Genomic DNA, 26680 nt, shown 5'->3' with positions numbered 1-26680 from the left:
ACGGCACGCGGGGCCCTTTCGTACTGTCAGAGGACACGCGGGGCGCCCGCGTGTCCAAAAATGAGGCTGGTGAGGCTTCTGTGGGTGACGGGGCGCCGCCGGTCAGTGCGCGTGATACTCCACCGACTCCTTGGTGAGCTGCATGAAGGCCTCCTCCAACGACCCGCGCTGAGGGCTGAGCTCGTGCAGCACGATCTGGTTCTCCGCCGCGATCTCACCGATCTGCGGTGCCGGAATTCCGTGCACCACAAGGGCTCCGTCCACCGCGTCCTCGGTCACCGTGGCGTTGGCGGCGAGAATCTCACGCAGCTTCACGGCGTGCGGTGAACGCACCCGGACGTGGTCCTGGGTGGCGTCGGCGATGAACTGCTCGGTGGTGGTCTGCGAGATCAGCTGGCCCTTGCCGATCACGATGAGGTCCTGCGCGGTCTGGGCCATCTCGGACAGCAGGTGGCTCGACACGAACACCGTGCGGCCCTCGTCCGCGAGCCGGTGCATGAACTGCCGGATCCAGAGGATGCCCTCGGGGTCGAGGCCGTTGACCGGTTCGTCGAACAGCAGCACCTCGGGGTCGCCGAGCAACGCGCCCGCGATGCCGAGCCGCTGGGCCATGCCGAGCGAGAACCCGCCGGCCTTCTTGTGCGCGACCTCGGTGAGCCCGACGATCTCCAGCACTTCCCCGACCCGGCTGACCGGGATCTTGTTGGAGACCGCCATCCACTTGAGGTGCGACCGCGCGGAACGGTTGGGGTGCACCCACTTCGCGTCGAGCAGCGCGCCGACCTTGCGCAGCGGCTGCTTGAGCTCGGCGTAGTGCCTGCCGTCGATCTTGACGTCGCCCCCGGTGGGCGTGTCGAGGCCGAGGATCATCCGCATGGTCGTGGACTTGCCGGCGCCGTTCGGTCCGAGGAACCCGGTCACCCGGCCGGGCCGGACGGTGAACGACAGGTCGTCGACGGCCTTGGTCCGGCCGTAGTGCTTGCGCAACCGCACTGCTTCGATCATGGCCTCTCCCGTTCGCTCGAAAGACTGATCGGGGCGCAGGTCATCCCCCCGAAGGATGGCCTGCGCCTCGCTCCCCCTCACTCGGTCACGCGTCCCGCCGCTTGGCGACGACCAGCGCGACCACCAGCAGCGCGACCGCGATACCGGCGAAGTAGCCGAGCGAACCCCACTGGCTCAGCTTGAAGGCGATCCCGGCTCCCGGCTGCTCGGCCGCGTCTGCCCCGCCCAGCGCCAGGAAGTGGTTGGCGTTCTGGAACGGCAGCCACGCCTGGATCTTGACGCCGACCTTCGGGATGATCCCGATCAGGCCTTCGAGAAGCATGTTCCACACCAGCAGGATCGCCACGGCACCGGCGGTCTGGCGGACCAGGATGCCGACCGCGATCGCGAGGACCGCGCCGATTCCGTACAGCAGGCCGATGCCCGCGACGTGCCGCCACTCGGCGCCCGTGTTGATCGCGAGGTCGGAGGCCGGCGACAACACCTTGGCCATGCCCCACGAGGCGAACGCGATGATCTCGCCGAGCACACCAGCGATGAACGCGACCACGACGGTCTTGGCGACCAGCGCGGAGGTGCGGTTCGGCACCGCGAGGAACGTGGCGCGGATCGTGCTGAAGCGGTACTCGGTGGTGACCGCGAGGGCCGACATGACCAGCACGACGGACAGCGCGAGCTGGCTGCTGCCGAACTGCGTCAGGCCGATGGACATCTGGCCGTTGTCGGTCGTGCCCGCGATGATCGCGGTGAGACCGACACCCAGGATCAGGGCGAGTGCCGTGCACCAATAGGGCGAACGGGTCGAGAAGAGCTTGATTCTCTCAACTGCCAACAGGGTCATCAGACTCACTTCCCGATCTCTGCGTGGTACTCGACAGCATCGCCGGTCAGCTGCATGAACGCCTCTTCGAGCGAGCCGCGCTGCGGGCTGAGCTCGTGCAGGACGACACCGTTGGCAGCGGCGATGTCACCGATCTGGTCACTGGTGGCACCCGATACGGACAACGCGCCGTCCGCGCCGTCACGAACCGTGAAGCCCTTGTCCACCAGGAGCGGGCCGAGTTTGAAGAGCTGAGGGCTGCGCACCAGGACGGAGTTCCCCGTCGAGCGGTCGATGAACTCGGCGGTGCTGCTCTGGGTGATCAGCTTCCCCCTGCCGATCACCACGAGCTCGCTGGCCGTCAGGGCCATTTCGGACAGCAGGTGGCTCGACACCAGGACCGTGCGGCCCTCGGCGGCGAGGTTCTGCATGAACGTGCGGATCCAGAGGATGCCCTCGGGGTCCAGGCCGTTGACCGGCTCGTCGAACAGCAGCACCTTCGGGTCGCCGAGCAGTGCCGCGGCGATCCCCAGTCGCTGCGCCATGCCGAGCGAGAACCCACCGGCGTTCTTGCCCGCGACCTGGGTGAGACCGACCGCCTCCAGCACCGCGTCCACGCGCTTGTCCGGCAGCCCGTTGGACTTGGCGAGCCAGCGCAGGTGAGCACGGGCGGAGCGGTTCGGGTGCACCCACTTGGCGTCGAGCAGCGCGCCAACCGTCCGCAGTGGACGGTTGAGCTCCGCGTAGGGCTTGCCGTCGATCAGCACGCGGCCGGCCGTCGGGCGGTCGAGCCCCAGGATCATGCGCATGGTGGTGGACTTGCCGGCGCCGTTGGGACCGAGGAATCCGGTCACCCGTCCAGGTTGGACGGTGAACGACAGGTCGTCGACCGCGACCGTCCTGCCGTATCTCTTGGTGAGGCCGATTGCCTCGATCATTGGCTTTCCCCTCTCGGTGCTGGAGACAACTCTCCTGCTGCGAGGGGGTCCGCCACATCGCCCTGCGGTCTGCGACCGACGTCAACTTCCGTCGTCCGGTGCCGCTACCTCAGTCGTAGTTGAATGGGCCACATGGGATACACGGAAGCTCCCGAAGGCTGGTGGCGTGAGTTCGTGCTGGCCAAGCCCGCCCGCACCGGCAAGCTCGCGGTCACCCGCAAGGATGGATCACCGCACGTCGCGCCGGTGTGGGTGGATCTTGACGGCCCGGACGTCGTCTTCCTGACGGCTCGCGACACCATTAAGGGGAAGTCGATCCTGCGCGACGGCCGGGTGGCCCTGTGCTTCGACGACGAGACCCCGCCGTTCAACTTCGTGACGATCACCGGCCAGGCGATCACCGACGAGGACCCCGAGCAGCTGAAGTACTGGGCGGGCCGCACGGCCGCGCGCTACATGGGCGCCGACCAGGCCGACGCGTACGCCGAGCGCAACGGCGTGCCGGGCGAGATGGTCGTCCGGGTGAAGGTCGACAAGATCGTCGCGAAGACCAACGTCTCCGACTAGGCGCTGACTAGACGCTCACGGTGGCGAGCGGGTCCACGCCGTAGTTGCGCGCGTACCCGTTCTCCACCCCGACGAGCAGGTCCACCACCTCGAAGTAGGTGTCCCAGAACGGCGTCTCCCGCAGTGCCTCGATGAGCAGTTGGTACGCCTCGTGGTCGCGCGCCTCCCAGACCCAGATGTCGGTCACCCGCGTCGAGTAGAACTCCGTGTCGTAGAACCGGGATCGCACGCCCTCGGCCTTCTCCTCGATCACCGGGAGGATCTCGGTCGCGAACGCCTCCATGCGCTGCGGGACGGTCAGGGTGAGCCACTTCGGGGTGGTCTTGACGAGCATGAACGCGGTCACGTTGGCCTCAAAGGTTGTCATGCCCTCAACGTAGAAACGACCAAGGCTTGCTCGCCACGCAACTTTGGCAAGACAGAGTTGCATACGATGCAAACATGCCGGACCAGCTCGATCTCAACCTGTTGCGCGTGTTCGACGCACTGCTCCAAGGCGTCGGCGTCACCGCGGCCGCCGAGCGGTTGCACCTGTCGATCCCCGCGACCAGCCGGGCGCTCTCGCGGCTGCGGCGGGCGATGAACGACCCGATTCTGGTTCGCTCGGGACGTGGCATGGCGCCGACGCCGTACGCGCTCCAGATCGCGCCGCGGGTGCGGTCGCTGCTGGACGAGGCATCCGCGTTGATCAACGCCAAGGAGCTGGACCCCGCCGACCTGCGTCGCACGTTCACCATCAGGGTGAGCGACGGCGTGGTGACGCCGCTGGTCAGCGCTGTCGCCGTGCAGGCGCCCGGGGTGGTCCTCAGGTTCGTGGCGGAGGGCGACGAGAGCGCCGGGGCGTTGCGGGACGGGTCGGTCGACCTCGACATCGGCGCGGGCCACGACACCGAGTCCGACATCCGGTCCGTCGTGCTATTCCGCGAACGGCTGGTCGGCGTCGTCCGCGCCGGTCATCCGCTCAAGAACCGCCCGACGCTCAAACAGCTCTGCCGGTACCCGCACGTCTCGGCGTCGCGTCGCGGCCGGGTGCGTGGGCCGTTGGACGTGGCGCTGCAAGCGGTTGGCCTGCAACGACACGTCGCCGCGGTGGTGCCGTTCTACTCGGCGGCCGCCCAGCTCGTCGCCCAGAGCGACTACATCGGCCTGGCCCCGCAACGCCTCGTCGAGCAGTACCCCGGAAACCTGCGCTGGTTCCCGATCAGCGCCGATCTGCCCGAGATCGACGTCCGCATGCGCTGGCACGCCCGGCTCGACGCCGACCCCGCCCAGCGCTGGCTGCGCGAGACGGTCCAGGCCTGCGGCTAAGCGGGGAAATACCGCGACAACACCTGCGCCGCACCGTCCTCCAGCACCGTCGGCCCCACCTCGTCGGCCGCCGCGTGCACCCGCGCCGGTGCCTGCCCCATCGCGACTCCGAGCGCCGCCCACCGCAGCATCTCGACGTCGTTGCTCCCGTCGCCGATCGCCAGCGTGTCCGCGGCGGAGATCCCGAGCTCCTGTCGCAGTTCCTCCAGCGCCGCCCCCTTCGACACGTTCGGCGGCACCACGGTCAGCCACGCCTCGGTGTGGTCGATGGACCACTCGACATCGGGCAGTTCCAGGTCTTTCAGGGCAAAGGCCATCTCGGCCGGCGTGTGGTCGAGCCAGCGCATGACCAGGCGCGGCGTCGGGGTGGCCGCGAGCTCGTCGAACGTCGTCTGCGTCGTGACGCCCCACAGGTCGCCGGGCAGGAACTCGCCGAGTGCCAGGTTGCCGACACCGGTCTGCTCGATCGCGAACACCGTGTCCGAAAGCAGTGCCTGCAGCGTCTTGATGGTCGGGCCGGGGTCGAACGTCGTGCGCTTGGTGACCTCCGCGCGCGCCGGGTCCCACCACACCGCGCCGTTCGAGCAGAGGGCGAACGACGTGGGCAGCTGTGCGGCGATCGGGGTGGTGCCGATGAGGCTGCGACCGGTGCAGAGCACGACCAGCGAGCCGTGTTCCGTCACGCGGGTGAGGGCCGCTTTCACGGCGGGAGCGATGTCGTTCGAGCCGACAGGGGTCAGGGTTCCGTCGATGTCCAGCGCAACCAGGCGCGGTCTCCAGCTCACGTGGTACCACCCTATGCGATGGTTAGTGAATTGTGGTTCACTAATGCGGTGGCACGACCTCGCACCATCACCGACGAACGGATCCTGAACGCCGTCGCGGCGGTCATCGACCGGCGCGGACCGGAGTTCACGGTCGCGGACGTGGCGGCCGAGGCCGGGGTCAGCGTCGGGGCGGTCGCCAAGCGGTTCGGATCGAAGAGCGGCCTGCTGCAGGCGCTCACGAAAGCAGGTACCGAGGAGGTCGTCCGCCGGATGCGCGAGGTGGGCACCGTCCGCGAGGCGCTCTTCACCTGGTTCGACCGGCTGGCCGACCCGGTGGTGGCGGCGAACAACCTCGCGCAACTCGGCGTCGACCTGATCGACCCGGACCTGCGCGGGCTGCTGGCCAGGCACTACGCGGTGATGGAAGCGGAACTGGAGATCATGTGCGCGGCCGAGGGGTTGCCGCCGAACGCGGCCCGCGTCCTCGCCGCGCAGGTCAACGGGATCGCGATGGACTGGTCGGTGCGCCCACGCGGGGAGTTGCTGACACGCATGGCAGAGGACATCGATCTGGTGCTGAAAGGGATGCGCTGATGGCTACCTGGGCGGAGTTCACGGCCGAACAGCCCGACCTGGCCGCGTTCGTGCAGAGCAGGTTCGCCGCGGACCGGCACGCGTTGATCGCGACGCTGCGCAAGGACGGCGCGCCGCGGATCAGCGGCGTCGAACCGGACTTCACCCACGGCGAGCTGTGGGCGGGCATGATGCCTGACTCGCTGAAGTCGCGTGATCTGCGCCGCGACCCACGATTTTCGTTGCACTGCAACACGACCACGGCCTCGATGACGGAGGCGGGCGACGCGAAGATCAGCGGCACCGCCGAGTTCTGGACCGACAAGGACGTCTATCTCAAGGACCTGTTCGACCGCACCGGCTGGCAGCCGAAGCCGGAGGAGATCGACCTGTTCCGGTTCGACGTCACCGAGGTCGTGTCACTCACCGTCGAGGGCGACGAGATGATCGTCCTCTCCTGGCACGAGGGAAGGGGGACTCGGCGTGTCGCCAAGAAATGAGCCCGATCTCAGCGGGAAGGTCGCGGTCGTCACCGGTGCGACGCGGGGTGCGGGGCGCGCCATCGCGGTCGAGCTGGGCGCGGCCGGCGCGACGGTCTTCGTCGCCGGCCGCACGACTCGCGAGCAGCAGTCGGAGGTCGGCCGGTCGGAGACGATCGAGGAGACCGCGGAGCTGGTCACCAAAGCCGGTGGCAACGGAATCGCCGTCCGGTGCGACCTCACCGATCCGTCCGATGTGGACGCTCTCGCCGCGAGGATCGACCGGCTCGACATCTTCGTGAACAACGCCTGGGGCGGCGAGAACCTCGTCGAGTGGGGCAAGTTCTGGGACCACGACCTCGACCGGCAGCTGCGCATGTGGCGCAACGGCATCGAGACGCACCTGGTGGCGCTGCACAAGCTGATGCCGATCCTCGTGCGCTCCGACGACGGGCTAGTGGTCGAGGTGACCGATGGCGAGGACGGCAAGCCCTACTACGTGAACCTGACCTATGACGCCGTGAAGTCCTCGGTGCGTCGGTTCGGCGACGTTCTGGCGAGGGACCTCAAGGACGTCCCCGGCGTCACCGCGTTCTCCGCGACTCCGGGTTTCCTCAGGTCCGAGCAGATGCTCGAGAACTTCGGAGTGACGGAGGCGAACTGGCGCGACGCGATCGAGAAGGTGCCGGACTACGCGTTGTCCGAGACACCGCACTACCTCGGCCGCGGCCTCGCACACCTCGCCGCGGACAAGGACCGCGAGAGGTTCGCAGGGCAGTGCCTGTCGTCGTGGCGGCTCATGCGCGAGTACGGGTTCACGGACCTCGACGGCTCGCAGCCCGACTGGGGACGCTGGCACGACGAGGTGGTGGAGCCGGGGCTGGAACGGTCCACTGTGGACGTTTTGAAGTACCGCTAGCTTGAGTTTTGAAACTCAAGCTAGGCGTCGCCGGGGCGGACGAGACCGGTCTCGTAGGCCAGCACCACGGCCTGCACCCGGTCTCGCAGCTCCAGCTTGGCCAGGATCCGTCCGACGTGCGTTTTCACCGTCGCCTCTGACAGGAAGAGCTTTCGGGCGATCTCGGTGTTCGACAGGCCCTTCGCGATGAGCACGAGCACCTCGCGCTCGCGTTCGGTCAGCACGTCGAGCATCGAGGCGTCCCGAAGCTCACCGCCGCCGTCGCCGAGGAACCGCCCCAGCAGCCGCTTCGTCACCGACGGCGACACCACCGCGTCGCCGGAGGCCACCGCGCGCAACGCCGACACCAGGTCGGACGGCGGGGTGTCCTTCAGCAGGAACCCGCTGGCGCCGTTGCGCAGGGCGGACAGCGCGTACTCGTCCATGTCGAACGTCGTCATGACCAGCACCTTTGCGGTGTCGGCCGCAGCGATGCGCTTGGTCGCCTCGACGCCGTCCAGCACCGGCATGCGGACGTCCATCAGCACGACGTCAGGGCGCAGTTTGTCCGCCATCTGCACGGCGTCCAGGCCGTCGGCGGCCTCTCCGACGACGTCGATGTCCTCCTGCGCCCCCAGCACCATGCGGAAGCCCATGCGCATGAGTTCCTGGTCGTCGACCAGCAGCACCCGAATCACTCGATCACCCTATGCGGCCAGCGGGAAGATCGCGCGCACGCGCCAACCCCCACCGGGGTTGGGGCCTGCCTCGAACTCGCCGCCCAGCACCGCAGCCCTTTCCCTCATACCGATCAGTCCGTTGCCGCCGGAGACCTTGACGACGTCGTGTGGCGTGCCGAAGCCGTTGTCGACGACTTCGAGCCGCAGTTCTTCCGGCGAACGTGCCAGTCGAACGGTCGCGGTCGTGCCTGCTCCGGCGTGCTTGATGGTGTTCGTCAGCGCTTCCTGCACGATCCGGTAGACGCTCAGGCCCACGCCGACGGGCAGGTCGTCCACGTCTCCGTTGATCTCCAGGCGCACCGGCACGCCGGCCGCGCGGGTGTTCTCGGCGAGTTCGACCACGCCGCGCGCGTCGGGCTGCGGGGCCCACTGCGTCTCGGCGTCCTCGCTGCGCAGCACGCCCAGCAGCCGCCGCATCTCGGTCAGCGCGAGCCGGCCGGTGTCGGCGATCGTGCGGACCGCGTTCTCGGCGACCTCTGGCTGTGACCTGATCGTGTAGGCGGCGCCGTCCGCGTGGACGATCATCACGCTCACCGCGTGCGCGACCACGTCGTGCAGTTCGCGGGCGATGCGCGAGCGTTCCTCGCCCACCGCGATCTGGGCCTGCTGGTCGCGTTCGGTCTCCAGCAGCTTGAGCCGTTGTTCCAGCTCGCCCTGGTAGGCGCGGCGGGCGCCGACGAACTCGCCCATCGCCCAGCTGAAGCCGAAGATCACGAAGACCATGAACACCAGGAAGACGGCCTGGAGCTCGCCGACCTGGAAGGTCGCCCACAGCAACGTGCCCGCGAGCAACCAGGCCGAGTAGATCAACCCCGACTTGCGGCCGATGTACGCGACCAGCGTGTACAGCGCGATGGCCAGCGCGAAGTCGGACATCCTGGCCGGGATGCCGGCCTCACCACCGTGGGTGAACAGCTGCAGGAACGCGCCGGCGAGGATCAGGTAGCTGGTGCCGAGCGGGTGGTAACGCCGGAACGGCAGTGGTCCGAGCATCAGCAACGTGACGGCGAGGAACGCCGAGAACGACACCCCGCGGTCGATCCCGCTGATGCCGACACCCAGGTCGAAGATCAGCAAAAGCCCGGCGATCAGGGAGTCCCCGAACGCCGGGTGAGCCTTCATCCACAGGCTGAACCTCCGCACCGTTCAAGGTTAGGTGCGGGTCGAACTTCCGCGCGTCGCGCCACGGAATGACGCTGCGTACGACTTCAGTGTGAGTTATTGTATCGAGGGGTCGATACAAAGATCGGGGGGACCCGTGTTCGAGATCAATCCGTGGATCGCCATGGCCGCGTTCGTGGCCACCGGCCTGTTGATACTGGGCATCCTGTGGCCGAACGAGGCGAACGGCGCACGCCTGTTGAAGAAGTGGGGTGTGACCGAGCCGACCGCCGCGCAGGCGCGTGAAGGGCTGCTCTATCTCAGGCGCCGCCGTTTTCTCTACCCGTGGCTCTACGCGGTGCTCTGGTTCGTGCCGAAGTGGGGCGACGACGTGGACCAGCTCGTGGTCGTCGTGCTCGCCGGCACGCTGCTCGCGGAGCTGCTGGCGCTGCGCCCGCAGCGCGATGCTCGTCGTGAGGCGCTGCTCATCCCGCGTGGGCTGTTCGACTTCGCGTCGAAGTGGGTGGTGGGCTCGTACGCCGTGTTCGTGCTGGGTGCCGCGATCTACCTCGTGATCCACCCGCGGTGGACGGCGCTCGTCTGGCTCGCGGGGTCGGTGCTCGCGGTCGGGCTGATCATCTGGGCGGCCGTCGCGCGGCCGGCCGGCGGTGACCAGGCCGTTGATCTGGCGCTGCGCACCCGCAGCGTGCACGTTGCGGCGGGGCTCGGCGTGGCGGTCGTGGGCGGCCTGGTCCATCCCTGGGTGGGCGTGCTCGGCCTGCTCGCCTGGATCTCGATGTCCAACACCACGCCGAAACACATGAAGATCAACCGATGAGTGCTCCACGAATCGTCGTCGACGTCGACAACGGCGTCGCGCCGTGGCGTCAGGTGCGTGACCAGTTGGTGCGGTTGATCAGCGGTGGGGTGTTGCCGGTCGGGTCGCGGTTGCCGACGATCCGCCAGCTCGCCGCCGACCTCGGGCTCGCCGCGGGCACCGTCGCGCGGGCGTACCGCGAGCTGGAGACCGAAGGGGTGCTCACGACAGGACGAAGGCAGGGCACCGTGGTGGCTGCCCTGCCTTCGCATGCACCGGACCCGCTCTCCGCCGCCGCGGCGGAGTACGTCGCCGTAGCTCGGTCGCTCGGCGCCAGTGAGGGGGAGGCACTGAACGCCGTGCGAGCCCACTACGTGGGTGAGTAGGGCGACTCGATCTTGGGCGCGGGTCGCGGTTCGCCGACGTGCGCGTGGCGTTCCTCGTAGATGCGGTGTTCCTCGGCCATCTGGTCCGCTAGCTGCTGCTGGAGCTGGCGATCCCGAATCCTGGCCAGGATCGCCATCGTGACGCCGTGAGCCAGTGCCAGCAGCAACAGCACCACACCCAGCTTCACGACCACGTTCTTCACCGGGTCGCCGGTCTCGACGTTGATGGTCGACACCAGCGCCAGCAGACCGAGCACGACGAGGTGGAACAGGACGGCCGTCAGCTTCATCATGGCGCCGGCCTGTTCGTCGTCGTACGCGGCGCGCTTCAAATATCCCTTGCCGCTGTGGTAGATCAGCTGGCCGTCGACCACGACCAGGACGATCCCCAGCACTAGGAACGTCACGTAGCTGTCACCCATGTGCTGTGGCTACCCGCGCACACACGCGTACAAACCGTGGCACGATCAGTGCCCGTGACGGCGTTGCAAGGACAACAAATGGCGGGACCGCTGTGCGCGGCGGTGGCCAACTTGTGTGTTGCCTTGCAACCTCAGGTCTCCCAGCAGACCGCTCTCGGTTTCCAGGAAGTGCTACGCCGTTTGCACGCGCCGTTGCAGGTCGCGGTGGCCGGGCGGATCAAGTCCGGCAAGTCGACGCTGGTCAACGCGTTGATCGGACGCCGGGTCGCGCCCACCGACATCGGTGAGTGCACACGACTCGTCACGCGCTATCAGTACGGAACGGTCGACCGCATCGAAGTCGTTCTCACGGACGGACGGCGCCAGGTGCTGCCGTTCGACGCGAACGGCTCGATCCCCGCTTCTCTTGGCGTGGAAGGCGTTTCGCACATCGAGGCGTACCTGACCAACGCCGTGCTGCGTGACTTCACCGTCATCGACACACCAGGGCTGGGTTCTCTGGACGCGGCGTCCGTCGCGCGCACCGAGGAACTGCTGGATCCCGTGTCGCGCAACGCTGTCGCCGGCGCCGAAGCGGTTCTCTACGTCGTGACGCAGGGCGTGCGCGCGGACGACCATGCGACGTTGGCTGCCTTCACCGCCGCCACCGCTTCCCGGGAAGCAGGGCCGGTCAACGCCATCGCCGCGTTGAACAAGGTCGACGCCGTGGCGCCGGAAACCGTGGAAGGCGCGGACGGTGACGTCTGGCGGGCCGCGGAGATCCTGGCCGGTAAGCAGGCACAGCTGTTGAAGCCGCGGGTGGCGGACGTGCTGCCGGTGATCAGCCTGCTCGCCGAGTCGGCCGAGACCGGGGAGTTCACCTCGGCGGACGCGGAGGCGTTGCGGCAGCTCGCGGCGTTGGACGCGGACACCCGCACGATGATGCTGATGTCCGGCGACCTCTTCACGTCGTGGGACTGCGACGTTCCGGCGGGCCTGCGGTCGCGGTTGCTGGAGAAGCTCGACCTCTACGGCATCGGACGCGCTCTCGCGGCCCTGGACGCCGAACCGTCGTTGACCACGGGTGCGCTGCGCCGGGTGCTGTTCGACGCGTCCGGGTTCGCGGCTGTTCGTGGCCGGCTGGACGCGGTGTTCCGGGCCCGCGCCGACGGCATCAAGGCGGCGGCCGCGCTGGCGTCCGTCACCTCGCTGGCCTCTGGCGATCCCGGCGAACGGCAGCGCGTGCACGACGCGATCGAGGTCCTGCTGGCCCGGCCGGAAGCACACCAGCTGCGGCTGCTGGAGGCGTTGACCCTGGTGTCGTCCGGTGCGGTCACGCTGGCCGCGGACCTGACCGAGGAGGTGCTGCGGGTCGGCAGCACGCCGGACGTGGCCGGGCAGCTCGGTCTTCGCGACCGCCCCGCTGCCGAACTGGTCGCCTACGCGCTGGAACGGGCCGGTTGGTGGCGTTCGTTCGCCTCGTTCGGTGCGACGCCGGCGCAGGCTCGAGTGGCGCACGTCGTCCATCGGGCGTATTTCCTCATCTGGCGGCAACTACGTGCTGGGGGGCACCGATGAGTGGGAACGGAACCGATCCGACCGACGTGGCGTCGGATGACGGTGTGGAGACCATTGCCGACGAGCTGCTCGACCAGGCGCTGGCCGAACGCCGCGCGCTGGTCCAGCTGTGCCTGTACGCGCTGGACCGCGCGAGTTCCGGCGTGGTCGCCCGCATCGAGGAAGGTCTGTCGTCCATAGGAGTCGTGGCCCTGCGCGCTGACGGTGAGCGCTTCGACCCGTCGCAGCACGAGGCTGCTGGCACCGTGCCGACGGACGACAAGTCGCTGCTGGGCCTGGTGGCCGAGACCGAGGTGCCGGGCTTCTGCGACCGCGGCCGGGTCCTGCGGGCTCCGATCGTGACGGTCTACACGGCGCGATGAGCAACCTCTCCCAGACGGTCCGTCAGACGCGCGAGCGTCTCACCTCTCTCGTGCGCGACCTCGACCCGTCCATGGCTGATTGGGTCTCACGCCGCGCAGCCTCGGAGGTGTCGTCGGTGGTGATCGTCGGCGAGACGAACCGCGGCAAGTCCTCGCTGGTCAACACCCTGCTCGCCACGCCGGGCCTGTCCCCGGTCGACGCGGACGTGGCCACCTCGACCTACCTGGTCTTCCAGCACGGCCCCGCCTGGGCGGCCCGCGCCTGCTACCCAGGCCTGCTCGCGCCGGTGTCGTTCCCGCTGCCCGCCCTGATCAACTGGGTCTCCGCCGCCCACGACCTGCCTCCGGGCGAGCTGCCCCCGCGTTACGTCGAGGTAGACGCCCCGATCCCGTTGCTGGAACGAATGTCCGTTGTGGACACTCCAGGCGTCGGCGGCCTCGAGTCGGTGCACGGTGAACTCGCCCTGGAAGCCGTCACCTCGGCCACCGCCCTGGTCTTCGTCGTCGACGCCTCGTCCCCGTTCACCCGCGGCGAGCTCGACTTCCTGAAGCGCGTGGGCGACCGCGTCGAAACCGTGGTCTTCGCCCTGACCAAGACCGACCAGTACCGCGGCTGGCGCCAGGTCCTCGACGCCGACCGCGCCCTGCTGACCGAACACGCCCCGCGCTTCGCCGACGCCACCTTCTACCCGGTCTCGTCGCGCATGTTCGACATGGCTGCGAGCGCCCCCAACCCGGACGCCGCCGCCATGCTCCGCGAACGCTCCGGCATCGCTCTGCTCCAGACCTCGCTGCAGGAACTGGTCGCCGGTCGCGCCGGCATGCTCGCCGAAGCCAACGCCCTGCGCGCCCTGTCGACCGTGCTGGACGAACTGGTCGTGCGCCTGGAACACGAGAAGCGCGCCCTGTCCGTGGGCGAGGACGAGGCCGCGGTGCTCCGCGCCCGCCGCGAAGAACTGCAGACCGAACGCCGCTCCTCCACCCGAGGCTGGCAGGTCCGCCTGCGCGGCGAGGTCCAACGCGCCCGCGTCGAGAACTCGCACGAGATCTCCCGCCAGATGCGCGACCTCCAGACCTGGTACCGCCAGGCCATCGACCAGGCCGACCGCACGGGGCTGGCCGCGCTTCCCCAACAGGTCGACACCGCACTGCAAGTGGTCTCGGGCCGAATCTCCACCGCGCTGTCCGTACGCCTCGCCCAGGTAACCGACGCCGTCCTGGCCACCCTGTTCAGCCCCGACGAACTGACCCTGATCCGCGGCCAGTTCGCCCGCGGTGAGCAACCCCCGGTCGTGTTGCGTCCCAAGGAAAAGCGCCCACCCACGGCCGAGGACAAACTCCTGGTCTTCATGGGCGTCTCCGGCGGCCTGGGCGCCGGCAAACTGGCCGTGATGCCCCTGGCCGGCCTCGGCATAGCCGTCCTGAACCCGATCGTCCTGCCCGTGACCATCGCCCTGGGCCTCGGCGCGGGCTGGTGGATGGCCCGCACCCGAACCCACACCGCCGAAAAGCAGCACGTCAAGCAGTGGCTCTCCGACGCCATCGCCGACGCCCGCTCCACGGTGGACCAACTGGCCGCCGAACAGCTCATCGAAGCCGAACAGGCCCTGTCCCTGGCTTTGGACGAGGCCCTGGCCAAGCGCATCGAGGCCATCGAGGCCGAACTGCGCGAGGTCGACCGCGCGCTGCGGATGGAGGCCGGGGAGCGGGGCCGCGAGCTGCAGTCCGTGACCCGGCAGCTGGCCGAGGTGGAGGCGGGGCGGGCCAAGGCGGAGGAGCTGCTGGCGCGAATTCGGTCGGTTCGCGACCGGGCCTGAAAGAACATCAACGAGCGGCCCGCACGCCAGTTACGGGCTATCTGTGAGATCGTTCAGAATTAATTGAGTGTTACTCATTTTTGCTGGTCAACGCACTGTTGTCGCGGCAACTTAATTGCGCGTTTCGGGACGTGCACTGGTACAAAACATTTGTCTCCGATACTAGTTCACCGGTTCGTCATGAATCGGGAATGCCGGTTAATTCGGCACTGATTCGCTTTTGAAGCATGAAACTGCAGCGAGACCAGGTCGTCGCGGCGGGCCTGGTGGGCACCGTGGTCGTCGTGCTCGGGTTCGCGTCGGGCATCGGCGGCGTACCGGTGGCGCAGAGCGGGCCGACACCGCCCGTTCAGCACCTGCCCGCCGCCACCACGACACCTCCGGCGCGCCCACAGCAGCCGCCACCACAGCAACAGCAGGTCGTGCCCGCGGCAGTTCCTCTCCCCGTCCCGCAGGGTCCGCACGTTCCGGCTCCCGCGGTCGAGCATCCACACCCCGCGCCGACCTCGCCGCCGTCGAAGCCGACTGTTCCGCCGACCACGACGCCACCCTCGAAGCCGTGTGAGGGCGGGGCGGTCACCGAACTGTTGAAGCTGCTCGATCTCGACGCGCTGCCAGTCGTCGGCGAACTGCTGCCCGGCACGCACGAGGTCGAACGGGAGTCCACTGTGGACCTTCCGTTGCTCGGGAAGCTCGGGGATCCGGCGAAGCTGGTCGGCGATCTCACCGGTGACCTGCTCGGTCCGGGCTGTTCGCTCGTCGCGGACGACAAGACGGGCAAGATCACCGCGCTGCTGAGCACGCCGTGACCGAGGCGGCGAAGTCGTGGTTCGTGCTGGCCAGGACGTTCGACTACGTCGGCACGGTGCTGTTCGTCGGTGGCGCCGCGTTCTTCGCGCTGCTGTGGCCGGACGGTGCGGACACGGGCCGGGCGCGGCGCCTGGTGGCGTTCGGCTGGCTGTGCGGTGTCGCGGGCACCGTCACCGGACTGTTCCTGAACGCCGCCTGGGTCGCCGGACGCCCGCCCGCGTTCAGCTGGGACGTCGTTCGCCCGCTGCTCGACGCGCCGTTCGGGCGGGTGTGGTTCGCGCGGACGTTGCTCTGGGTGCTGGCGCTGGTGGTGCTCGCCGACCTGGCCCGCCGCGGTGCCCGCGCGGCGCGTTCGTGGGCGTGGCGGGTCGGTGCGGGCGCGGTGGGCCTGGGCATCCTGCGCACCAACGGCATGACCGGCCACGCGCTCGATCTGCCTGCCTGGGGTCAGCTCGCGATCTTCGCCCACCTGCTGGTGGTGTGCCTGTGGATCGGGGGCCTCGTGATGCTGCTGTTCGTGACGCTGCCCGACCGCGCCGCGCTCACCACCGTGCTGCCGCGCTACTCCCGCCTCGCCGTGGTCTCCGTCGGCGTGCTGACCGTCGCGGGATCGCTGCTGGCGTGGCGGCTGGTCGGTTCGTTGGATGCGTTGCTGCACACCGGATACGGCCAGATCCTGCTGGTCAAGCTCTCGATCTTCGCCGGTCTCCTTCTCCTGGGCCTGGCGAGCAAGCGCTGGGTGGATCGGCGACTGCACACCGCCGACGGCACCCGCGCCCTCGTCTACTCGGTCACTGCCGAAACGGTGCTCGCCGTCGCCGTCCTCGCCGTGGCCGCACTGCTCGTCACGACCGGTCCCGGTCGCTGACCCGTCCGAAAGGAAGTCACAGTGGACAAACGAAACCGGTTGGCGGCGCTGGTGGCCGCGCTCGGCATAGTCGGTGCGGTGTTCTGTCTGAGCCAGGCGGGCTCAGGACTGGCAGCACCGGCCGTCGGACTCGCCGCCGTACAGGGCGAGGCCGCGGCGACGACCAAGGTCGAGATCATGGGCTACGCGTTCCAGCCCGCATCGCTGACCGTCGCCCCCGGCGACACGGTCGTCTGGACGAACCACGACACCGCCCCGCACAACGTCGTCGTCACCTCGGGCCCGGAGAAGTTCACCTCGCCGACCCTGCAGAAGGGCGAGTCCTACAGCTTCACCTTCACCAAGGCCGGCTCGTACTCGTACTACTGCTCGGTCCACCCGGACATGCGGGCCTCGGTGACCGTGTCCGGCGACGTCCCCACGACCCCGCCGACCACCACGCCGCCGACCACGACCCCACCGACGACCCCTCCGACAACTCCGCCGACCACGACGCCGCCGACCAGCCACCCGACTCACCCGTCACCGACCACCGCTCCACCGGCCGGCGGTGAGTGCGTGCCGAAGGCGGCGCTCGAACCGTTCGTCGCGCACGTGAAGGCGGCGCACCTGGAGACTTCGCTCCTCCAGCAGACCCAGGACGCCCTGGCACTCGACAGCTACGTCAAGGCTCACACCGTGCTGCTGGAGAAGATGCTCGATCCGGCACTCGCGAGCTCGCTGCCCCAGGACGTGCTCAAGCCGTTCATCGCGCACGTGAAGGCAGCGCACCTGGAGACGTCGCCGCTGCAGCAGGTTCAGGACGCCCTGGCGTTCGACAACTACGTCAAGGCCCACACCGTCATGCTCGAGCAGATGCTCGACCCGGCGTTCAACCAGGCGATCTGCTGATGCGGCGCGGCCTGGCCAGCGCCGTCCTGGCCGCGTTCGCCGTGCTGATCCTGTTCAGCACGGCACCGGCCACCGGCGCCGAGACGCACTCGATCCCGATCGCCCAGTACCAGTACCAGCCCGCGTCGATGACCGTGCGCGTCGGCGACGTCGTGACGTGGACCAACCAGGACCAGGCTCCGCACGACGTGGCGGCGGGCACGTTCCGCTCGCCCATGCTGTCGACCGGTCAGTCCTGGAGCTACACCTTCACCCAGCCCGGCACGTTCGACTACGTGTGCTCGATCCACCCGGACATGCGGGCGCGCATCGTCGTGCTGCCGGCCGAGACGGTGGCACCGCAGCATCCGGCGACGCACGAGCCCGCACCCCAACAGCCCGAGGCGGTGACCACCACGACGACCGAGCCCCCGACGACCACCGCACCGCCGCAGGTCACGACCGAACCCGCGGTGATCGCCGCGGCCCCGTCCGAACCGCCCTCGCTTCAGCCGATGCTGTTGCTGGCCGGACTGGTCGCCGCGGTCACGACGTTGTGCCTGCTCGTCATCGGTGCGCGTCCGGAGCAGGATTCACCGGTCAGTGATCACGCTCAGAAACGTCCGCCACCCGTCGGGTGAGACCGCGAACCGGGGTCCGTCGGGATTCTTCGAGTCCCGCACGGATACCAGCACGTTGGTGCGCAGCACCTCCACACACGCGCCGCCATCACCCGAGCTGTGGCTGCTCTTGATCCACGAGGTCAAACTACGAGCTCCTTGCCAGGAAGTTGATCAGCACTGTCCTCGAATCTCTCGGGCTCAGCGCGATGTCGGAGATTCCCTCGAAGATCTTCTGCATCCGTTCCGTGGCGGACGGTTGATCATAATAGATCGGCGGGCCGTAAAGGCTGGTGGCGTAGGCGATGGGAGCGGACGTGTCGTACTCGAGCGACACCAGTCCACCACCCAGGCCTGGATTGTCGGGAGTCCCGAGCCCGACGATGCGGATGTTGAGCGTTGGATGCTGTTCTTGCAGTTGGAGCAGATGCAGAACCTGCTCACGCATGACCGACGCGTCTCCGACGACGTGCAGAAGGGTGTCCTCGGTGAAGATGACGTCGATGAACTTCGCCTTGCCAACAGACAGCACCTGCTGCTGGAGCTGCAGTCGGAACGCGATGCGTTCCACCGTTTCTTCGTCGGGGCGCAACGATCTGCCCGCGCGGTGGACACCGGTGACGTAGCTCGCTGACTGGACCAAGCCGGGGATGATGCCCGATTCGTACCAGCTGATTCGCTGCGCCGCCGCCAGCAGGTCCATGAAGCGCACATAGGAGTCAGGCAGTGAGTCGAGGTAGCCGAGCCGAGGCTGTCTGCGCCGGCTCGCCCTCCCGAGAGCGAGCACCGTGGCGCGTTCCTCGCTCGACACCTCGTAGAAGTCGAGCAACAGCGTCAGCTCTGTAGAGCCGAGAGCGCCCTTGCCGTTCTCCACCTGACTGAGCCGGCCCGCACTGCGGCCGATGACGTCGGCCGCTTCCTGCTGCGACTTGTCCGCCGCGAGTCGCAGGCGCTGGAGCGTGAGTCCGAGCTGGAGGCGCTCCACGGTCTGCCTGGCCTGACCCACGTGGCTGCCTCCCTTCATACGCTTAGGCGAGCGACTTTAGTCTCAAGTAGGACTAAAGTTAAGTCTAATTCTGGCGGCCTGGGGTGAAGATGAGGTTGACCATGGGCGTCAAGCGCGAGTGGCTCCTTCACTGCAGCGACAGTTACGCGGACCGAGCGGTCTGCGAGGTCAGTGTGAGCGCCGGAGCGGTGGAGATCGCCGGCCCCGACGGCCCGGCGTTCACCTTCGAGGGCGCCGAGATCGCGGAGCTTCGCGCGGCCCTCGACGCCGCCATCGATCAGAGCGAGATCGACCGACGCACCCGTCACACGGTTGGCGAGGGAACCGAACCGGCATAACGTGGGTCATACCGGTACATGAGCACGTAGGAGGTGTGTCCCGGTGTACATCGACGAGAACGGTGCGGCCGACGCCGAGCTGAAGGTGACCGTCGAGGACGAGGAGTACACCGCCGACGTCACCTTCGACCTCGACCACGACGGCGTGAACGACTCCGCGGTGGTCGAGACGGACGACGGTGGTCATCTCGCGTTCACCGACAGCAACGGTGACGGTGACGCCGATCTGATGAGCACGTTCGACAAGGACGGCAATCTCCTGAGCCAGGCGAGGTTCGAGGAGAATTCCGGTGAGTGGGTTGCCGTCGACCCGAACGACTCGCACGAACAAAAGACGAATTCCTCGCCCAGTCAGACGATTGTCGTGGACACCGACGAAGGCGATCGAAACGTCGGCAAGGCGACCGAGGACACCGATGGCGACGGCAAGGCCGACACCGCTGTCGTGCGTGACGACGACGGGGACACCTGGCTGTTCACCGACAAGAACGGCGACGGACGGGCCGACGTGGCGACCGAGATCACACGATCGGGCGAGGTCACGATGTCGGAACACCGTGGTGACGACTGGGTCGAGGTCGAGCACGGGCACATCGAGTCCGACGGCCGGTACGTGACCGACTCCAAGAGCGGCATTCTGGACGACTCGGACGACTGGTTGGAGGAAGAACGGTTCGACGGCGTCGTCCGAATCGATTCCACCACCGGGCAGTGGATCAGCCCGAACTGACGTCTGAACTGAAGCGCAGGTCACAGGCCCTGGTGTGGTGAGAACCGCACCGGGGCCTCTTGTGTTTTTCCCACCTCAAGCGAGCCTTAACGCCGTCCGAGTGCTGAATCGATTCCAGAATCGGTTTTGTGAGGGAAGCGACAGGCTGGGGGTGCTTTACCTGCCATTCACCGGGCTAACCTCGGTCCATCCCCTTCCACGCACGCCCGGCCCCACCGGGCGTTGTGGAGCTATTCCCGAGGACGACGAAGTCCTGAACCGGACCCAGCTACGTCCTCGGGCAGCCGAGGCGTTCAGTCAGGAGACGAGACGAGATGACGGCAGTGACCATTCCCGGTCTCGAACACGCACCTACCAACCACGCGCGCTTGCTCGCATGGGTTCAGGAAGTCGCAGAGCTGACCTGCCCCGATGAGGTTGTTTGGGCGGACGGGTCCCAGGGTGAGTGGGACCGCCTCACGAAGAAGCTCGTCGACGCCGGCACGTTCGTGCCGCTGAAGAAGAAGCAGAACTCCTTCTGGGCCGCCTCGGACCCCAGCGACGTCGCACGCGTCGAGGAGCGCACGTACATCTGTTCGGTGCGCGAGGAGGACTCGGGCGCGACGAACAACTGGATGGACCCTTCCGAGATGAAGGCCATCATGACCGAGCTCTACCGGGGCTGCATGCGTGGCCGCACGATGTACGTGATCCCGTTCTGCATGGGCCCGCTCGACGCGGAGAAGCCGATGCTGGGCGTCGAGATCACCGACTCGGAGTACGTCGTCGTCTCCATGCACATCATGACCCGCATGGGCTCCAAGGCCCTCGCGGTCTTCGGTGAGGACGCGGACTTCGTGCCCGCGCTGCACTCGCTGGGCGCGCCGCTCGAGCCCGGCCAGCAGGACGTGCAGTGGCCGTGCAACGACACCAAGTACATCTCGCACTTCCCGGAGACCCGCGAGATCTGGAGCTTCGGCTCCGGCTACGGCGGCAACGCGCTGCTCGGCAAGAAGTGCTACTCGCTGCGCATCGCGAGCGTCATGGCGCGCGACGAGGGCTGGCTCGCCGAGCACATGCTGATCCTCAAGCTCACCTCGCCGGAGAACAAGGCGTACTACATCGCCGCCGCGTTCCCGTCGGCCTGCGGCAAGACGAACCTCGCCATGTTGGAGCCGACCATCCCCGGCTGGAAGGTCGAGACGCTCGGCGACGACATCGCCTGGATGCGCTTCGGTGAGGACGGCCGCCTCTACGCGGTGAACCCGGAGAACGGCTTCTTCGGCGTCGCGCCCGGCACCGACTACCACACCAACCCGAATGCGATGCGCACCATCGCCAAGGGCAACTCGCTGTTCACGAACGTCGCGCTGACCGACGACGGCGACATCTGGTGGGAGGGCATGGGCGAGCCCCCGGCCCACCTCACCTCGTGGAAGCACCAGGACTGGACGCCGGACAGCGAGGAACTCTCCTCGCACCCGAACTCGCGTTACTGCACGCCGATCGAGCAGTGCGACATCAAGGCGCCGGAGTGGGACGACCCCAAGGGCGTGCCGATCTCGGCGATCTTCTTCGGCGGCCGTCGCGCCACGACGATCCCGCTGATCACCGAGTCGCGCGACTGGCAGCACGGCACCTACATGGGCGCCACGCTGTCGTCGGAGACCACGGCCGCCGCGGTCGGCAAGACCGGCGTCGTGCGCCGCGATCCGATGGCGATGCTGCCGTTCATCGGCTACAACGCCGGCGACTACTTCCAGCACTGGGTCGACCTCGGCAAGCGCGCCGACGCCGACAAGCTGCCGAAGATCTTCTACGTCAACTGGTTCCGCCGCGGTGACGACAAGCGCTTCCTGTGGCCTGGATTCGGCGAGAACTCGCGCGTGCTGAAGTGGGCCATCGAGCGCCTCGAGGGCAAGGCCGCCGCCACCGAGACCCCCATCGGTCACGTCCCGACGGCCGCCGACCTGGACCTGGAGGGCCTGGACACGCCTCTTGCGGACATCGAGGCCGCGCTAGAGGTGAACGCCGACGAGTGGCGCGCCGAGATCCCGCTGGTGGAGGAATGGTTCGCCAAGATCGGCGAAAAAGTCCCAACCACGCTCCGTGACGAGCTGGCCGCTCTGAAGCAACGCCTCGGCTGACCCTGACGGCACGCGGGGACCCTACGTACTCTCAAAAGGTACGTAGGGTCCCCGCGTGCATTTCAAGCAGGTGCGGGGAGTGACTGGGTCACTTGGGTGGGGTATCACTGTCGTGTGACGCAGGACGAGGACTTCCTCGGCGGACTGAACTTCGACGGCTCGAAGCGCGATGTGGAGGTCGGCCCGACCACGGGCATCGTGCGCTACTACCCGGTGCCGCCCGCCCCGCCGGCCCGCACGCCGTGGTGGCGCTACCCGCTCGTGTTCGTCCTCGGTTTAGCCATCGGCATCGCGGCCGGTGTGGTCCTGTGCAGCAATTTCCTCTGAATCAGTGCAGCTCAACGTCCATTTGAGACGAAGTTGTCCACAGGTGTGGACGGCTCTGTGCACATGTTGTGGATAGCTGTGGACAGCCCTGGGGACTTCTCCGCAGGTGTCGAAAATGGTCTTGCTCCAGGAATGAACCTGGCCCCTTCTGGGAACGTCTTAGGTATGTGATGGCGATCACAAAGATCGTCACCGAGGGCGGAAAGGGAGGTGTGCCGTGGGGATCGCAGGAATCGCGATGCTGGTGCTGTCCCTGGCCGCCGTGCTGATGGTCGTGGTCGCGAACTCAGTTCGGGAGCGGGTTGTCGCGGATGCCGAAGAGAGTGCCGTTGAAGGCCTTGTTGGCCTCGGCGTAGCAGACCGCGTTGGTCCAACCCTCTGACCAGGCCTGGGAGCCGGGGTTCCGCCACGAGGGGAACACGTCGGCGCGCTTGGACGAACCCAGGTAGTCGTGCACGGCCTTGGTGCATTTCGCCTTGGCGATGGTGTTCATCTGCTCGGTGGACGGAGCGGGGTCGGTCGACTTGCCGAGCGACACCACACCGGCGGGCACGGCTTCGGCCAGGTGCGCGGCGGAGTTGCACGCGATGATCTTTATTTCCTGGTCCTTGGACGGCGAGCCCTGGGTGCAGTTCTGGAACGTCGTGAAGCCGTTGGCGCCGAGGATTCCCTTCACGGAACCCTTGCGCGCCAGCGGTTTCTCGTCGGGACTGACCTCCACGACGGTGCACAGCCGCCAGCGCTGGCCGTCCTTCCAGCCCTGCTCGTTCGGCCAGAACGCCCAGACCCGCAGGCGGGTCGCGTCCGCGTCGCCGCTGCCCAGGTACTCGGTGAGCGCCTGGCGGCACGGCGGCAGCGCGGCTTTGCGCAGCACCTGGCTGTCCGGGTAGACCGTCGGCAGGCCGGTGAGCTCACCGACGTTCATGACCTCGGCCTCGTGCGAGTCGGTGCACTGCAGCGCCGTCAGCTCGTAGGCGTTCATGCACTGCCCGGCTTTCGGCAGCGTGGGTGCGGAGGCGGAGGCGGTGGACGGCAGCGGTCCGGGAACCGCTTGTCCGCCAACCTGGATCGCGCACGCGGACAGCGCCCACGAGCTCAGGACGATCGCCACCGCCAGCCGCACACGAGTCACACCACAGAGACTAGGGCCTTGACCTGATCGGCGATGTCCCGACGCTGCTTTTCGAAGGCCGCGTCGGTCAACGCGGCCGGGTCGGCGGGCTGGCCGAGCACCGGCGTGTGCAGGTGTCCACCCAGGACATTCGTTGCGGCGTAACCGATTCGCAGCCGGTTCGCCCGGTACATGCTCTCGTTGGAGAGGTAGTCACCACCGCCACCGGAAGCCGCGACCCTGCCAGGAGTCGGCTCGTCCGTGCGGCACGACTGCTGGGAACCCACGACGACCCACTCGCAGAAGCTCCGGTTGAAGTTCACGGTGAACGGCCCGGTGCCCGCGTCGATCATCTTCTGGAACGGCAGTGAGGTCTCGATGAACTCGTTCGCCGGCTGCGGCCAGCCCGCGGCGTTCGGGACGCTGCCGTAGGAGCTGACGTTGTTGTTGTCCGCGAAGCCACCGCGCCAGCGCGCCGCCCACCGCTCGACGTCGAAACGGCCAGGCCGGCCCTGGCTGATCGTCACGAACGCGTCGGGCTTCTGCGCCAGCGCGTTTCCGTAGAACTGCTCGACGATCCCCTCGTCGAACCCGCCCCACAGCACCGGCAGCACCGCGGCCTGCAGCACGACCTTGCCGTTCGGCGTGGAGATCTCGCGGCCGTCGAGCTGCAACGCCGCCGCACCGGCGGGGTTGGCGCGCCGCACGTTCACGCCGGTGAGCTGGAACGGGTCGAACCCGGTCACGGCGATCCGCCGCACGCCAGGCCTCGCCGGGAACGCCGAGTCGCTCAGTCCTCGCGAGGCCCAGTCGAACCGCTGGATCAGCTTCGTGCGCTCGTTGACGGGCAAGGAGAAACGCGGCTTCCACTGGCGCAGCGCGGAGGTGAGCTGCAGGCGTGCCCAGTACAGCGGCCGGTCGTCGTAGGCGTCGTGGGCCTGGGGTGTTGTGCTCTGGGCGCGGGCGACGGCGGCCTTCCACAGCGCGTTGCCCTCGTGTTCCACGAACTGCTGGGCCTGTTTGGCCCCGGCCTGGTGGCAGAGCCTGGCGGTGAAGTCGGTGACGCGGCCGTCGAATCCGGCGAGCCGCACGAGCGCGGGGCCGACGGCCGGGCCGCCCGTCACGAGCGTGTCGTCGAGCCGCTGTTCCTCGACGGTCAGCGGGGCGGTGGCGTCGTAGCAGGTCGCGTCCTGTGCCTGCGCGGTGCCAGGGGCGACGACGACTAGAGCGAGTGCGGTCAGTCCGACGAGTCCGGCGATGGTTTTCACGTCACTGATCTCTAACGCAAAGGGCCACCCGCCGAAACCGACGGGTGGCCCCTGGCGTTAACTCTCGCGTCTCAGTGGGCGGCCACCGGCTTGACCCGAGGGCTGTCCTCGTCGACGTGGTAGTCCGACGGATCGGTCTGGTCGGTGCCGTTGAAGACCTTGGCCTTCTTGGCGATCAGCGTGACGATCACCGCGACCAGCAGGTTGACCGCCAGCGCGACGATGCCGACGTAGATCGTCATCGCCGACTGGCCGAACGGGTGCCAGCCGAAGATCGACAGCTTGCCCAGCGGCAGCGCCGAGCCGGCGAAGTGCGCCTTGTTGATGGCCGGGTTGCCGATGTTGTAGAGCAGCCACATGCCGTAGCCCATGCCCGCGATCCAGCCCGCGACCAGGCCGTAGACGTGGAACCAGCGGGTGTAGAGCGCGATCGCGACCGCCGGCAGCGTCTGCAGGATCATCACGCCGCCGATGAGCTGCAGGTCGATGGAGAACTGCGGGTCGACGAACACGATGAACGCCACCGCGCCGAACTTCACGACCAGCGACGCGAGCTTGGCCTGCTTGGCCTCCTGCGCCGGGGTGGCGTGCTTGTGGATGTACTCCTTGTAGACGTTGCGCGTCCACAGGTTCGCCGCCGCGATCGACATGATCGCCGCCGGCACCAGCGCGCCGATGCCGATGGCCGCGAACGCGATGCCCGCGAACCACGACGGGAAGTTCGCGCCGAAGAGCTCCGGCACGATCGTGTTGGTGTCGGGACGGCCGGTCGCCTGGTTGACGATCGGCTTGGTGCCCGCGCTGATCGCGACGTAGCCGAGCAGCGCCAGCAGGCCCAGCACCAGCGAGTACGCCGGCAACGCCACCATGTTGCGCTTGATGACGTTGCGGCCGCGGCTCGCCAGGATGCCGGTCAGCGAGTGCGGGTAGATGAACAGCGCGAGCGCCGATCCGAGAGCCAGCGTCGCGTACTGCAGCTGGTTGTTGCTGTTGAGCAGGATGCCGTCGGTCTTCGCCGGCGTGGCGTCGAACTTGGCCTGCGCGTCGTTGAAGATCTCGCCCCAGCCGCCGAACTTCGCCGGAAGGTAGACGATCGCCACCAGGATGACGATGTAGATCAGGATGTCCTTGACGAACGCGATCAGCGCCGGCGCCCGCAGACCCGACTGGTAGGTGTAGAGCGCGAGGATCACGAACGCGACGAACAGCGGCAGGTGACCGAGGATGCCGCTGCCGTTGAGGCCCATGCTGCGCAGCACCGCTTCGAGACCGACGAGCTGCAGGGCGATGTACGGCATGGTCGCGACGATGCCGGTGATGGCGATCAGCAGCGCCAGCCAGTGCGAGCCGTAGCGGCCCTTCACGAAGTCGGCGGGCGTCACGTAACCGTGCACGCGGCTGACCGACCACATCCGCACCAGCGGCAGGAAGACGATCGGGTAGAGGATCACCGTGTACGGCAACGCGAAGAACCCGGTCGCGCCCGCGCCGAACATCAGCGCCGGCACCGCCACGAACGTGTACGCGGTGTAGAGGTCGCCACCGACCAGGAACCACGTGATCCAGCTGCCGAACTTGCGGCCGCCCAGGCCCCACTCGTCGAGGTGGTCGAGGGTCTCGCCCTTCTGCCACCGCGCAGCCACGAAGCCCATGACCGTGACGAGCAGGAAGAGGACGCTGAAAACGATCAGCTCAGTCCACTGCATCACTTCGCTCCCTCGTCCAGGTCGTCGACGCCGAGGTTGTCCGGCTTGCCGGTGACCACCGGCTTGTCCTTGGTCTTGACGTAGACCAGGCCTACGCACAGGACGCCGAGCGGCACGAACGCGAACTGGTACCAGTAGAAGAACGGCAGCCCGAAGACGCGGGGCTCGTCCTGGTTGAACCACGGCGTGATGAGCATGAGCAGCGGAAGTATCAGCAGCAGGTTCCAGTTGCTCCAGCGCAAGCCGGTCTTGTGATCCGACGGCATGGTGGCCCTCCGTGTACGCGGTGTTGCGCGGATGTTAGGCCTGATGAGACGTGCCGTCAGCCTGGAGATCGGAATCG

Annotated in this window: 32 protein-coding genes; 18 read left to right on the top strand and 14 right to left on the bottom strand. The window is 67.8% G+C overall.

Features of this window, described 5'->3' with window-relative positions:
• Window positions 1–102: 102 nt before the first annotated feature.
• The 3 genes from B0F77_RS04360 to B0F77_RS04350 all read right to left on the bottom strand — a co-directional run bounded on the left by B0F77_RS04360 (window position 103) and on the right by B0F77_RS04350 (window position 2763).
• Complete coding sequence (locus B0F77_RS04360; RefSeq protein ID WP_086661445.1) at window positions 103–1005, bottom strand: ABC transporter ATP-binding protein; 903 nt, start codon at window positions 1003–1005, stop codon at window positions 103–105.
• Window positions 1006–1090: 85 nt separating this feature from the next.
• Complete coding sequence (locus tag B0F77_RS04355; protein WP_086661444.1) at window positions 1091–1846, bottom strand: hypothetical protein; 756 nt, start codon at window positions 1844–1846, stop codon at window positions 1091–1093.
• A gap of 5 nt (window positions 1847–1851) precedes the next feature.
• On the bottom strand, window positions 1852–2763 hold the full coding sequence (locus tag B0F77_RS04350; RefSeq protein ID WP_086661443.1) for an ABC transporter ATP-binding protein: 912 nt from the start codon (window positions 2761–2763) through the stop codon (window positions 1852–1854).
• A 132-nt stretch (window positions 2764–2895) separates the two neighbouring features.
• Between B0F77_RS04350 and B0F77_RS04345 the strand changes: the two genes are divergently transcribed.
• The gene (locus B0F77_RS04345) at window positions 2896–3330 is read left to right on the top strand and encodes a PPOX class F420-dependent oxidoreductase (RefSeq protein ID WP_086661442.1); all 435 of its coding nucleotides are present in this window, start codon (window positions 2896–2898) and stop codon (window positions 3328–3330) included.
• 7 nt (window positions 3331–3337) lie between these two features.
• Here the strand turns inward: B0F77_RS04345 and B0F77_RS04340 are convergent, their stop codons facing one another.
• Window positions 3338–3697, bottom strand: a complete 360-nt coding sequence (locus tag B0F77_RS04340) for a darcynin family protein (protein ID WP_086661441.1) — start codon at window positions 3695–3697, stop codon at window positions 3338–3340.
• 74 nt (window positions 3698–3771) lie between these two features.
• Here B0F77_RS04340 and B0F77_RS04335 point away from each other — a divergent pair, with 74 nt between their 5' ends.
• Window positions 3772–4638 (top strand): LysR family transcriptional regulator, encoded by an 867-nt coding sequence (locus tag B0F77_RS04335; RefSeq protein ID WP_086661440.1) that lies wholly within the window; start codon window positions 3772–3774, stop codon window positions 4636–4638.
• Here the strand turns inward: B0F77_RS04335 and B0F77_RS04330 are convergent.
• Window positions 4635–5423 (bottom strand): HAD family hydrolase, encoded by a 789-nt coding sequence (locus B0F77_RS04330; protein ID WP_086661439.1) that lies wholly within the window; start codon window positions 5421–5423, stop codon window positions 4635–4637. The two genes, B0F77_RS04335 and B0F77_RS04330, sit on opposite strands and share 4 nt — an antisense overlap.
• A 48-nt stretch (window positions 5424–5471) precedes the next feature.
• On the opposite strand from B0F77_RS04330, the gene B0F77_RS04325 reads away from it, so the two are divergent.
• Genes B0F77_RS04325 through B0F77_RS04315 form a run of 3 tightly spaced genes read left to right on the top strand, consistent with a single transcriptional unit; the run spans window position 5472 to window position 7376 of the window.
• Entirely contained in the window at window positions 5472–5999 is a 528-nt protein-coding gene (locus tag B0F77_RS04325; protein WP_086661438.1) for a TetR/AcrR family transcriptional regulator, read from the top strand.
• A complete protein-coding gene (locus tag B0F77_RS04320) occupies window positions 5999–6478 on the top strand; it encodes a pyridoxamine 5'-phosphate oxidase family protein (protein ID WP_086661437.1) in 480 nt (159 codons plus the stop codon). The genes B0F77_RS04325 and B0F77_RS04320 overlap by 1 nt, the downstream gene beginning before the upstream one ends.
• Window positions 6462–7376 carry an SDR family oxidoreductase gene (locus tag B0F77_RS04315; RefSeq protein ID WP_086661436.1) on the top strand — a complete coding sequence of 305 codons (915 nt, stop codon included), beginning with the start codon at window positions 6462–6464 and terminating at the stop codon, window positions 7374–7376. The genes B0F77_RS04320 and B0F77_RS04315 overlap by 17 nt, the downstream gene beginning before the upstream one ends.
• A 20-nt stretch (window positions 7377–7396) precedes the next feature.
• On the opposite strand, the gene B0F77_RS04310 is transcribed toward B0F77_RS04315, so the two are convergent.
• A complete protein-coding gene (locus tag B0F77_RS04310) occupies window positions 7397–8053 on the bottom strand; it encodes a response regulator (RefSeq protein WP_086661435.1) in 657 nt (218 codons plus the stop codon).
• 9 nt (window positions 8054–8062) lie between these two features.
• Entirely contained in the window at window positions 8063–9238 is a 1176-nt protein-coding gene (locus B0F77_RS04305) for a sensor histidine kinase (RefSeq protein ID WP_342746772.1), read from the bottom strand.
• A 115-nt stretch (window positions 9239–9353) separates the two neighbouring features.
• On the opposite strand from B0F77_RS04305, the gene B0F77_RS04300 reads away from it, so the two are divergent.
• Together B0F77_RS04300 and B0F77_RS04295 are read left to right on the top strand one after the other, a co-directional pair.
• Window positions 9354–10034, top strand: a complete 681-nt coding sequence (locus B0F77_RS04300; protein WP_086661434.1) for a hypothetical protein — start codon at window positions 9354–9356, stop codon at window positions 10032–10034.
• Window positions 10031–10399 carry a GntR family transcriptional regulator gene (locus B0F77_RS04295; RefSeq protein ID WP_086661433.1) on the top strand — a complete coding sequence of 123 codons (369 nt, stop codon included), beginning with the start codon at window positions 10031–10033 and terminating at the stop codon, window positions 10397–10399. The genes B0F77_RS04300 and B0F77_RS04295 overlap by 4 nt, the downstream gene beginning before the upstream one ends.
• Here B0F77_RS04295 and B0F77_RS04290 read toward each other — a convergent pair.
• Window positions 10384–10821: a hypothetical protein gene (locus B0F77_RS04290; RefSeq protein WP_086661432.1), complete on the bottom strand. Its 438-nt coding sequence runs from the start codon at window positions 10819–10821 to the stop codon at window positions 10384–10386. The genes B0F77_RS04295 and B0F77_RS04290 overlap by 16 nt on opposite strands.
• Window positions 10822–10899: 78 nt before the next feature.
• Here B0F77_RS04290 and B0F77_RS04285 point away from each other — a divergent pair, with 78 nt between their 5' ends.
• The 7 genes from B0F77_RS04285 to B0F77_RS04255 all read left to right on the top strand — a co-directional run bounded on the left by B0F77_RS04285 (window position 10900) and on the right by B0F77_RS04255 (window position 17746).
• Window positions 10900–12378, top strand: a complete 1479-nt coding sequence (locus B0F77_RS04285; RefSeq protein WP_245847820.1) for a dynamin family protein — start codon at window positions 10900–10902, stop codon at window positions 12376–12378.
• Window positions 12375–12740, top strand: a complete 366-nt coding sequence (gene grpE, locus B0F77_RS04280; RefSeq protein ID WP_086661430.1) for a nucleotide exchange factor GrpE — start codon at window positions 12375–12377, stop codon at window positions 12738–12740. Before B0F77_RS04285 ends, grpE begins: the two co-directional genes overlap by 4 nt.
• Window positions 12737–14557, top strand: a complete 1821-nt coding sequence (locus B0F77_RS04275) for a dynamin family protein (protein WP_086661429.1) — start codon at window positions 12737–12739, stop codon at window positions 14555–14557. The genes grpE and B0F77_RS04275 overlap by 4 nt, the downstream gene beginning before the upstream one ends.
• Window positions 14558–14784: 227 nt before the next feature.
• The gene (locus B0F77_RS04270) at window positions 14785–15366 is read left to right on the top strand and encodes a hypothetical protein (RefSeq protein WP_086661428.1); all 582 of its coding nucleotides are present in this window, start codon (window positions 14785–14787) and stop codon (window positions 15364–15366) included.
• Window positions 15363–16235: a copper resistance D family protein gene (locus tag B0F77_RS04265; RefSeq protein WP_086661427.1), complete on the top strand. Its 873-nt coding sequence runs from the start codon at window positions 15363–15365 to the stop codon at window positions 16233–16235. Before B0F77_RS04270 ends, B0F77_RS04265 begins: the two co-directional genes overlap by 4 nt.
• A gap of 21 nt (window positions 16236–16256) precedes the next feature.
• The gene (locus B0F77_RS04260; RefSeq protein WP_086661426.1) at window positions 16257–17126 is read left to right on the top strand and encodes a cupredoxin domain-containing protein; all 870 of its coding nucleotides are present in this window, start codon (window positions 16257–16259) and stop codon (window positions 17124–17126) included.
• On the top strand, window positions 17126–17746 hold the full coding sequence (locus tag B0F77_RS04255; protein ID WP_086661425.1) for a cupredoxin domain-containing protein: 621 nt from the start codon (window positions 17126–17128) through the stop codon (window positions 17744–17746). The genes B0F77_RS04260 and B0F77_RS04255 overlap by 1 nt, the downstream gene beginning before the upstream one ends.
• Here the strand turns inward: B0F77_RS04255 and B0F77_RS04250 are convergent.
• Both B0F77_RS04250 and B0F77_RS04245 read right to left on the bottom strand, forming a co-directional pair.
• Complete coding sequence (locus B0F77_RS04250; RefSeq protein ID WP_342746773.1) at window positions 17699–17815, bottom strand: DUF397 domain-containing protein; 117 nt, start codon at window positions 17813–17815, stop codon at window positions 17699–17701. The genes B0F77_RS04255 and B0F77_RS04250 overlap by 48 nt on opposite strands.
• Window positions 17816–17873: 58 nt before the next feature.
• Window positions 17874–18731, bottom strand: coding sequence for a helix-turn-helix domain-containing protein (locus B0F77_RS04245; protein ID WP_086661468.1), 858 nt, complete (start codon window positions 18729–18731; stop codon window positions 17874–17876).
• A 101-nt stretch (window positions 18732–18832) separates the two neighbouring features.
• Between B0F77_RS04245 and B0F77_RS04240 the strand changes: the two genes are divergently transcribed.
• The 4 genes from B0F77_RS04240 (at window position 18833) to B0F77_RS04225 (ending at window position 22252) form a co-directional block, all read left to right on the top strand.
• Window positions 18833–19069, top strand: coding sequence for a hypothetical protein (locus tag B0F77_RS04240; protein WP_086661423.1), 237 nt, complete (start codon window positions 18833–18835; stop codon window positions 19067–19069).
• A gap of 43 nt (window positions 19070–19112) precedes the next feature.
• Window positions 19113–19799, top strand: a complete 687-nt coding sequence (locus B0F77_RS04235) for a hypothetical protein (RefSeq protein WP_086661422.1) — start codon at window positions 19113–19115, stop codon at window positions 19797–19799.
• Between the two features lie 314 nt (window positions 19800–20113).
• Complete coding sequence (locus B0F77_RS04230; RefSeq protein ID WP_086661421.1) at window positions 20114–21925, top strand: phosphoenolpyruvate carboxykinase (GTP); 1812 nt, start codon at window positions 20114–20116, stop codon at window positions 21923–21925.
• A gap of 114 nt (window positions 21926–22039) precedes the next feature.
• Window positions 22040–22252, top strand: coding sequence for a hypothetical protein (locus B0F77_RS04225; protein WP_086661420.1), 213 nt, complete (start codon window positions 22040–22042; stop codon window positions 22250–22252).
• 286 nt (window positions 22253–22538) lie between these two features.
• On the opposite strand, the gene B0F77_RS04220 is transcribed toward B0F77_RS04225, so the two are convergent.
• From B0F77_RS04220 to B0F77_RS04205, 4 genes are all read right to left on the bottom strand, one after another.
• Window positions 22539–23384 carry a septum formation family protein gene (locus B0F77_RS04220; protein WP_143466555.1) on the bottom strand — a complete coding sequence of 282 codons (846 nt, stop codon included), beginning with the start codon at window positions 23382–23384 and terminating at the stop codon, window positions 22539–22541.
• Window positions 23381–24631, bottom strand: a complete 1251-nt coding sequence (locus tag B0F77_RS04215; protein WP_245847819.1) for a pyroglutamyl-peptidase I — start codon at window positions 24629–24631, stop codon at window positions 23381–23383. The genes B0F77_RS04220 and B0F77_RS04215 overlap by 4 nt, the downstream gene beginning before the upstream one ends.
• Before the next feature lie 71 nt (window positions 24632–24702).
• Complete coding sequence (mctP, locus tag B0F77_RS04210) at window positions 24703–26337, bottom strand: monocarboxylate uptake permease MctP (RefSeq protein WP_086661466.1); 1635 nt, start codon at window positions 26335–26337, stop codon at window positions 24703–24705.
• Window positions 26337–26603 (bottom strand): DUF3311 domain-containing protein, encoded by a 267-nt coding sequence (locus B0F77_RS04205; RefSeq protein ID WP_086661418.1) that lies wholly within the window; start codon window positions 26601–26603, stop codon window positions 26337–26339. Before B0F77_RS04205 ends, mctP begins: the two co-directional genes overlap by 1 nt.
• Window positions 26604–26680 lie beyond the last annotated feature (77 nt).

Source organism: Lentzea kentuckyensis (assembly GCF_002150765.1).
GTDB lineage: Bacteria > Actinomycetota > Actinomycetes > Mycobacteriales > Pseudonocardiaceae > Lentzea > Lentzea kentuckyensis.
The sequence above is the reverse complement of the archived record's forward strand: the minus strand, read 5'-3'. Positions and strand labels throughout refer to the sequence as shown.

Bases quoted from the DNA above. Each gene is read 5' to 3' on its own strand.
- B0F77_RS04360 (WP_086661445.1), bottom strand. From the start codon at position 1,005: ATGATCGAAGCAGTGCGGTTGCGCAAGCACTACGGCCGGACCAAGGCC.
- B0F77_RS04355 (WP_086661444.1), bottom strand. From the start codon at position 1,846: ATGACCCTGTTGGCAGTTGAGAGAATCAAGCTCTTCTCGACCCGTTCG.
- B0F77_RS04350 (WP_086661443.1), bottom strand. From the start codon at position 2,763: ATGATCGAGGCAATCGGCCTCACCAAGAGATACGGCAGGACGGTCGCG.
- B0F77_RS04345 (WP_086661442.1), top strand. From the start codon at position 2,896: ATGGGATACACGGAAGCTCCCGAAGGCTGGTGGCGTGAGTTCGTGCTG.
- B0F77_RS04340 (WP_086661441.1), bottom strand. From the start codon at position 3,697: ATGACAACCTTTGAGGCCAACGTGACCGCGTTCATGCTCGTCAAGACC.
- B0F77_RS04335 (WP_086661440.1), top strand. From the start codon at position 3,772: ATGCCGGACCAGCTCGATCTCAACCTGTTGCGCGTGTTCGACGCACTG.
- B0F77_RS04320 (WP_086661437.1), top strand. From the start codon at position 5,999: ATGGCTACCTGGGCGGAGTTCACGGCCGAACAGCCCGACCTGGCCGCG.
- B0F77_RS04295 (WP_086661433.1), top strand. From the start codon at position 10,031: ATGAGTGCTCCACGAATCGTCGTCGACGTCGACAACGGCGTCGCGCCG.
- B0F77_RS04290 (WP_086661432.1), bottom strand. From the start codon at position 10,821: ATGGGTGACAGCTACGTGACGTTCCTAGTGCTGGGGATCGTCCTGGTC.
- B0F77_RS04285 (WP_245847820.1), top strand. From the start codon at position 10,900: ATGGCGGGACCGCTGTGCGCGGCGGTGGCCAACTTGTGTGTTGCCTTG.
- grpE (WP_086661430.1), top strand. From the start codon at position 12,375: ATGAGTGGGAACGGAACCGATCCGACCGACGTGGCGTCGGATGACGGT.
- B0F77_RS04275 (WP_086661429.1), top strand. From the start codon at position 12,737: ATGAGCAACCTCTCCCAGACGGTCCGTCAGACGCGCGAGCGTCTCACC.
- B0F77_RS04270 (WP_086661428.1), top strand. From the start codon at position 14,785: ATGAAACTGCAGCGAGACCAGGTCGTCGCGGCGGGCCTGGTGGGCACC.
- B0F77_RS04255 (WP_086661425.1), top strand. From the start codon at position 17,126: ATGCGGCGCGGCCTGGCCAGCGCCGTCCTGGCCGCGTTCGCCGTGCTG.
- B0F77_RS04240 (WP_086661423.1), top strand. From the start codon at position 18,833: ATGGGCGTCAAGCGCGAGTGGCTCCTTCACTGCAGCGACAGTTACGCG.
- B0F77_RS04230 (WP_086661421.1), top strand. From the start codon at position 20,114: ATGACGGCAGTGACCATTCCCGGTCTCGAACACGCACCTACCAACCAC.
- mctP (WP_086661466.1), bottom strand. From the start codon at position 26,337: ATGCAGTGGACTGAGCTGATCGTTTTCAGCGTCCTCTTCCTGCTCGTC.
- B0F77_RS04205 (WP_086661418.1), bottom strand. From the start codon at position 26,603: ATGCCGTCGGATCACAAGACCGGCTTGCGCTGGAGCAACTGGAACCTG.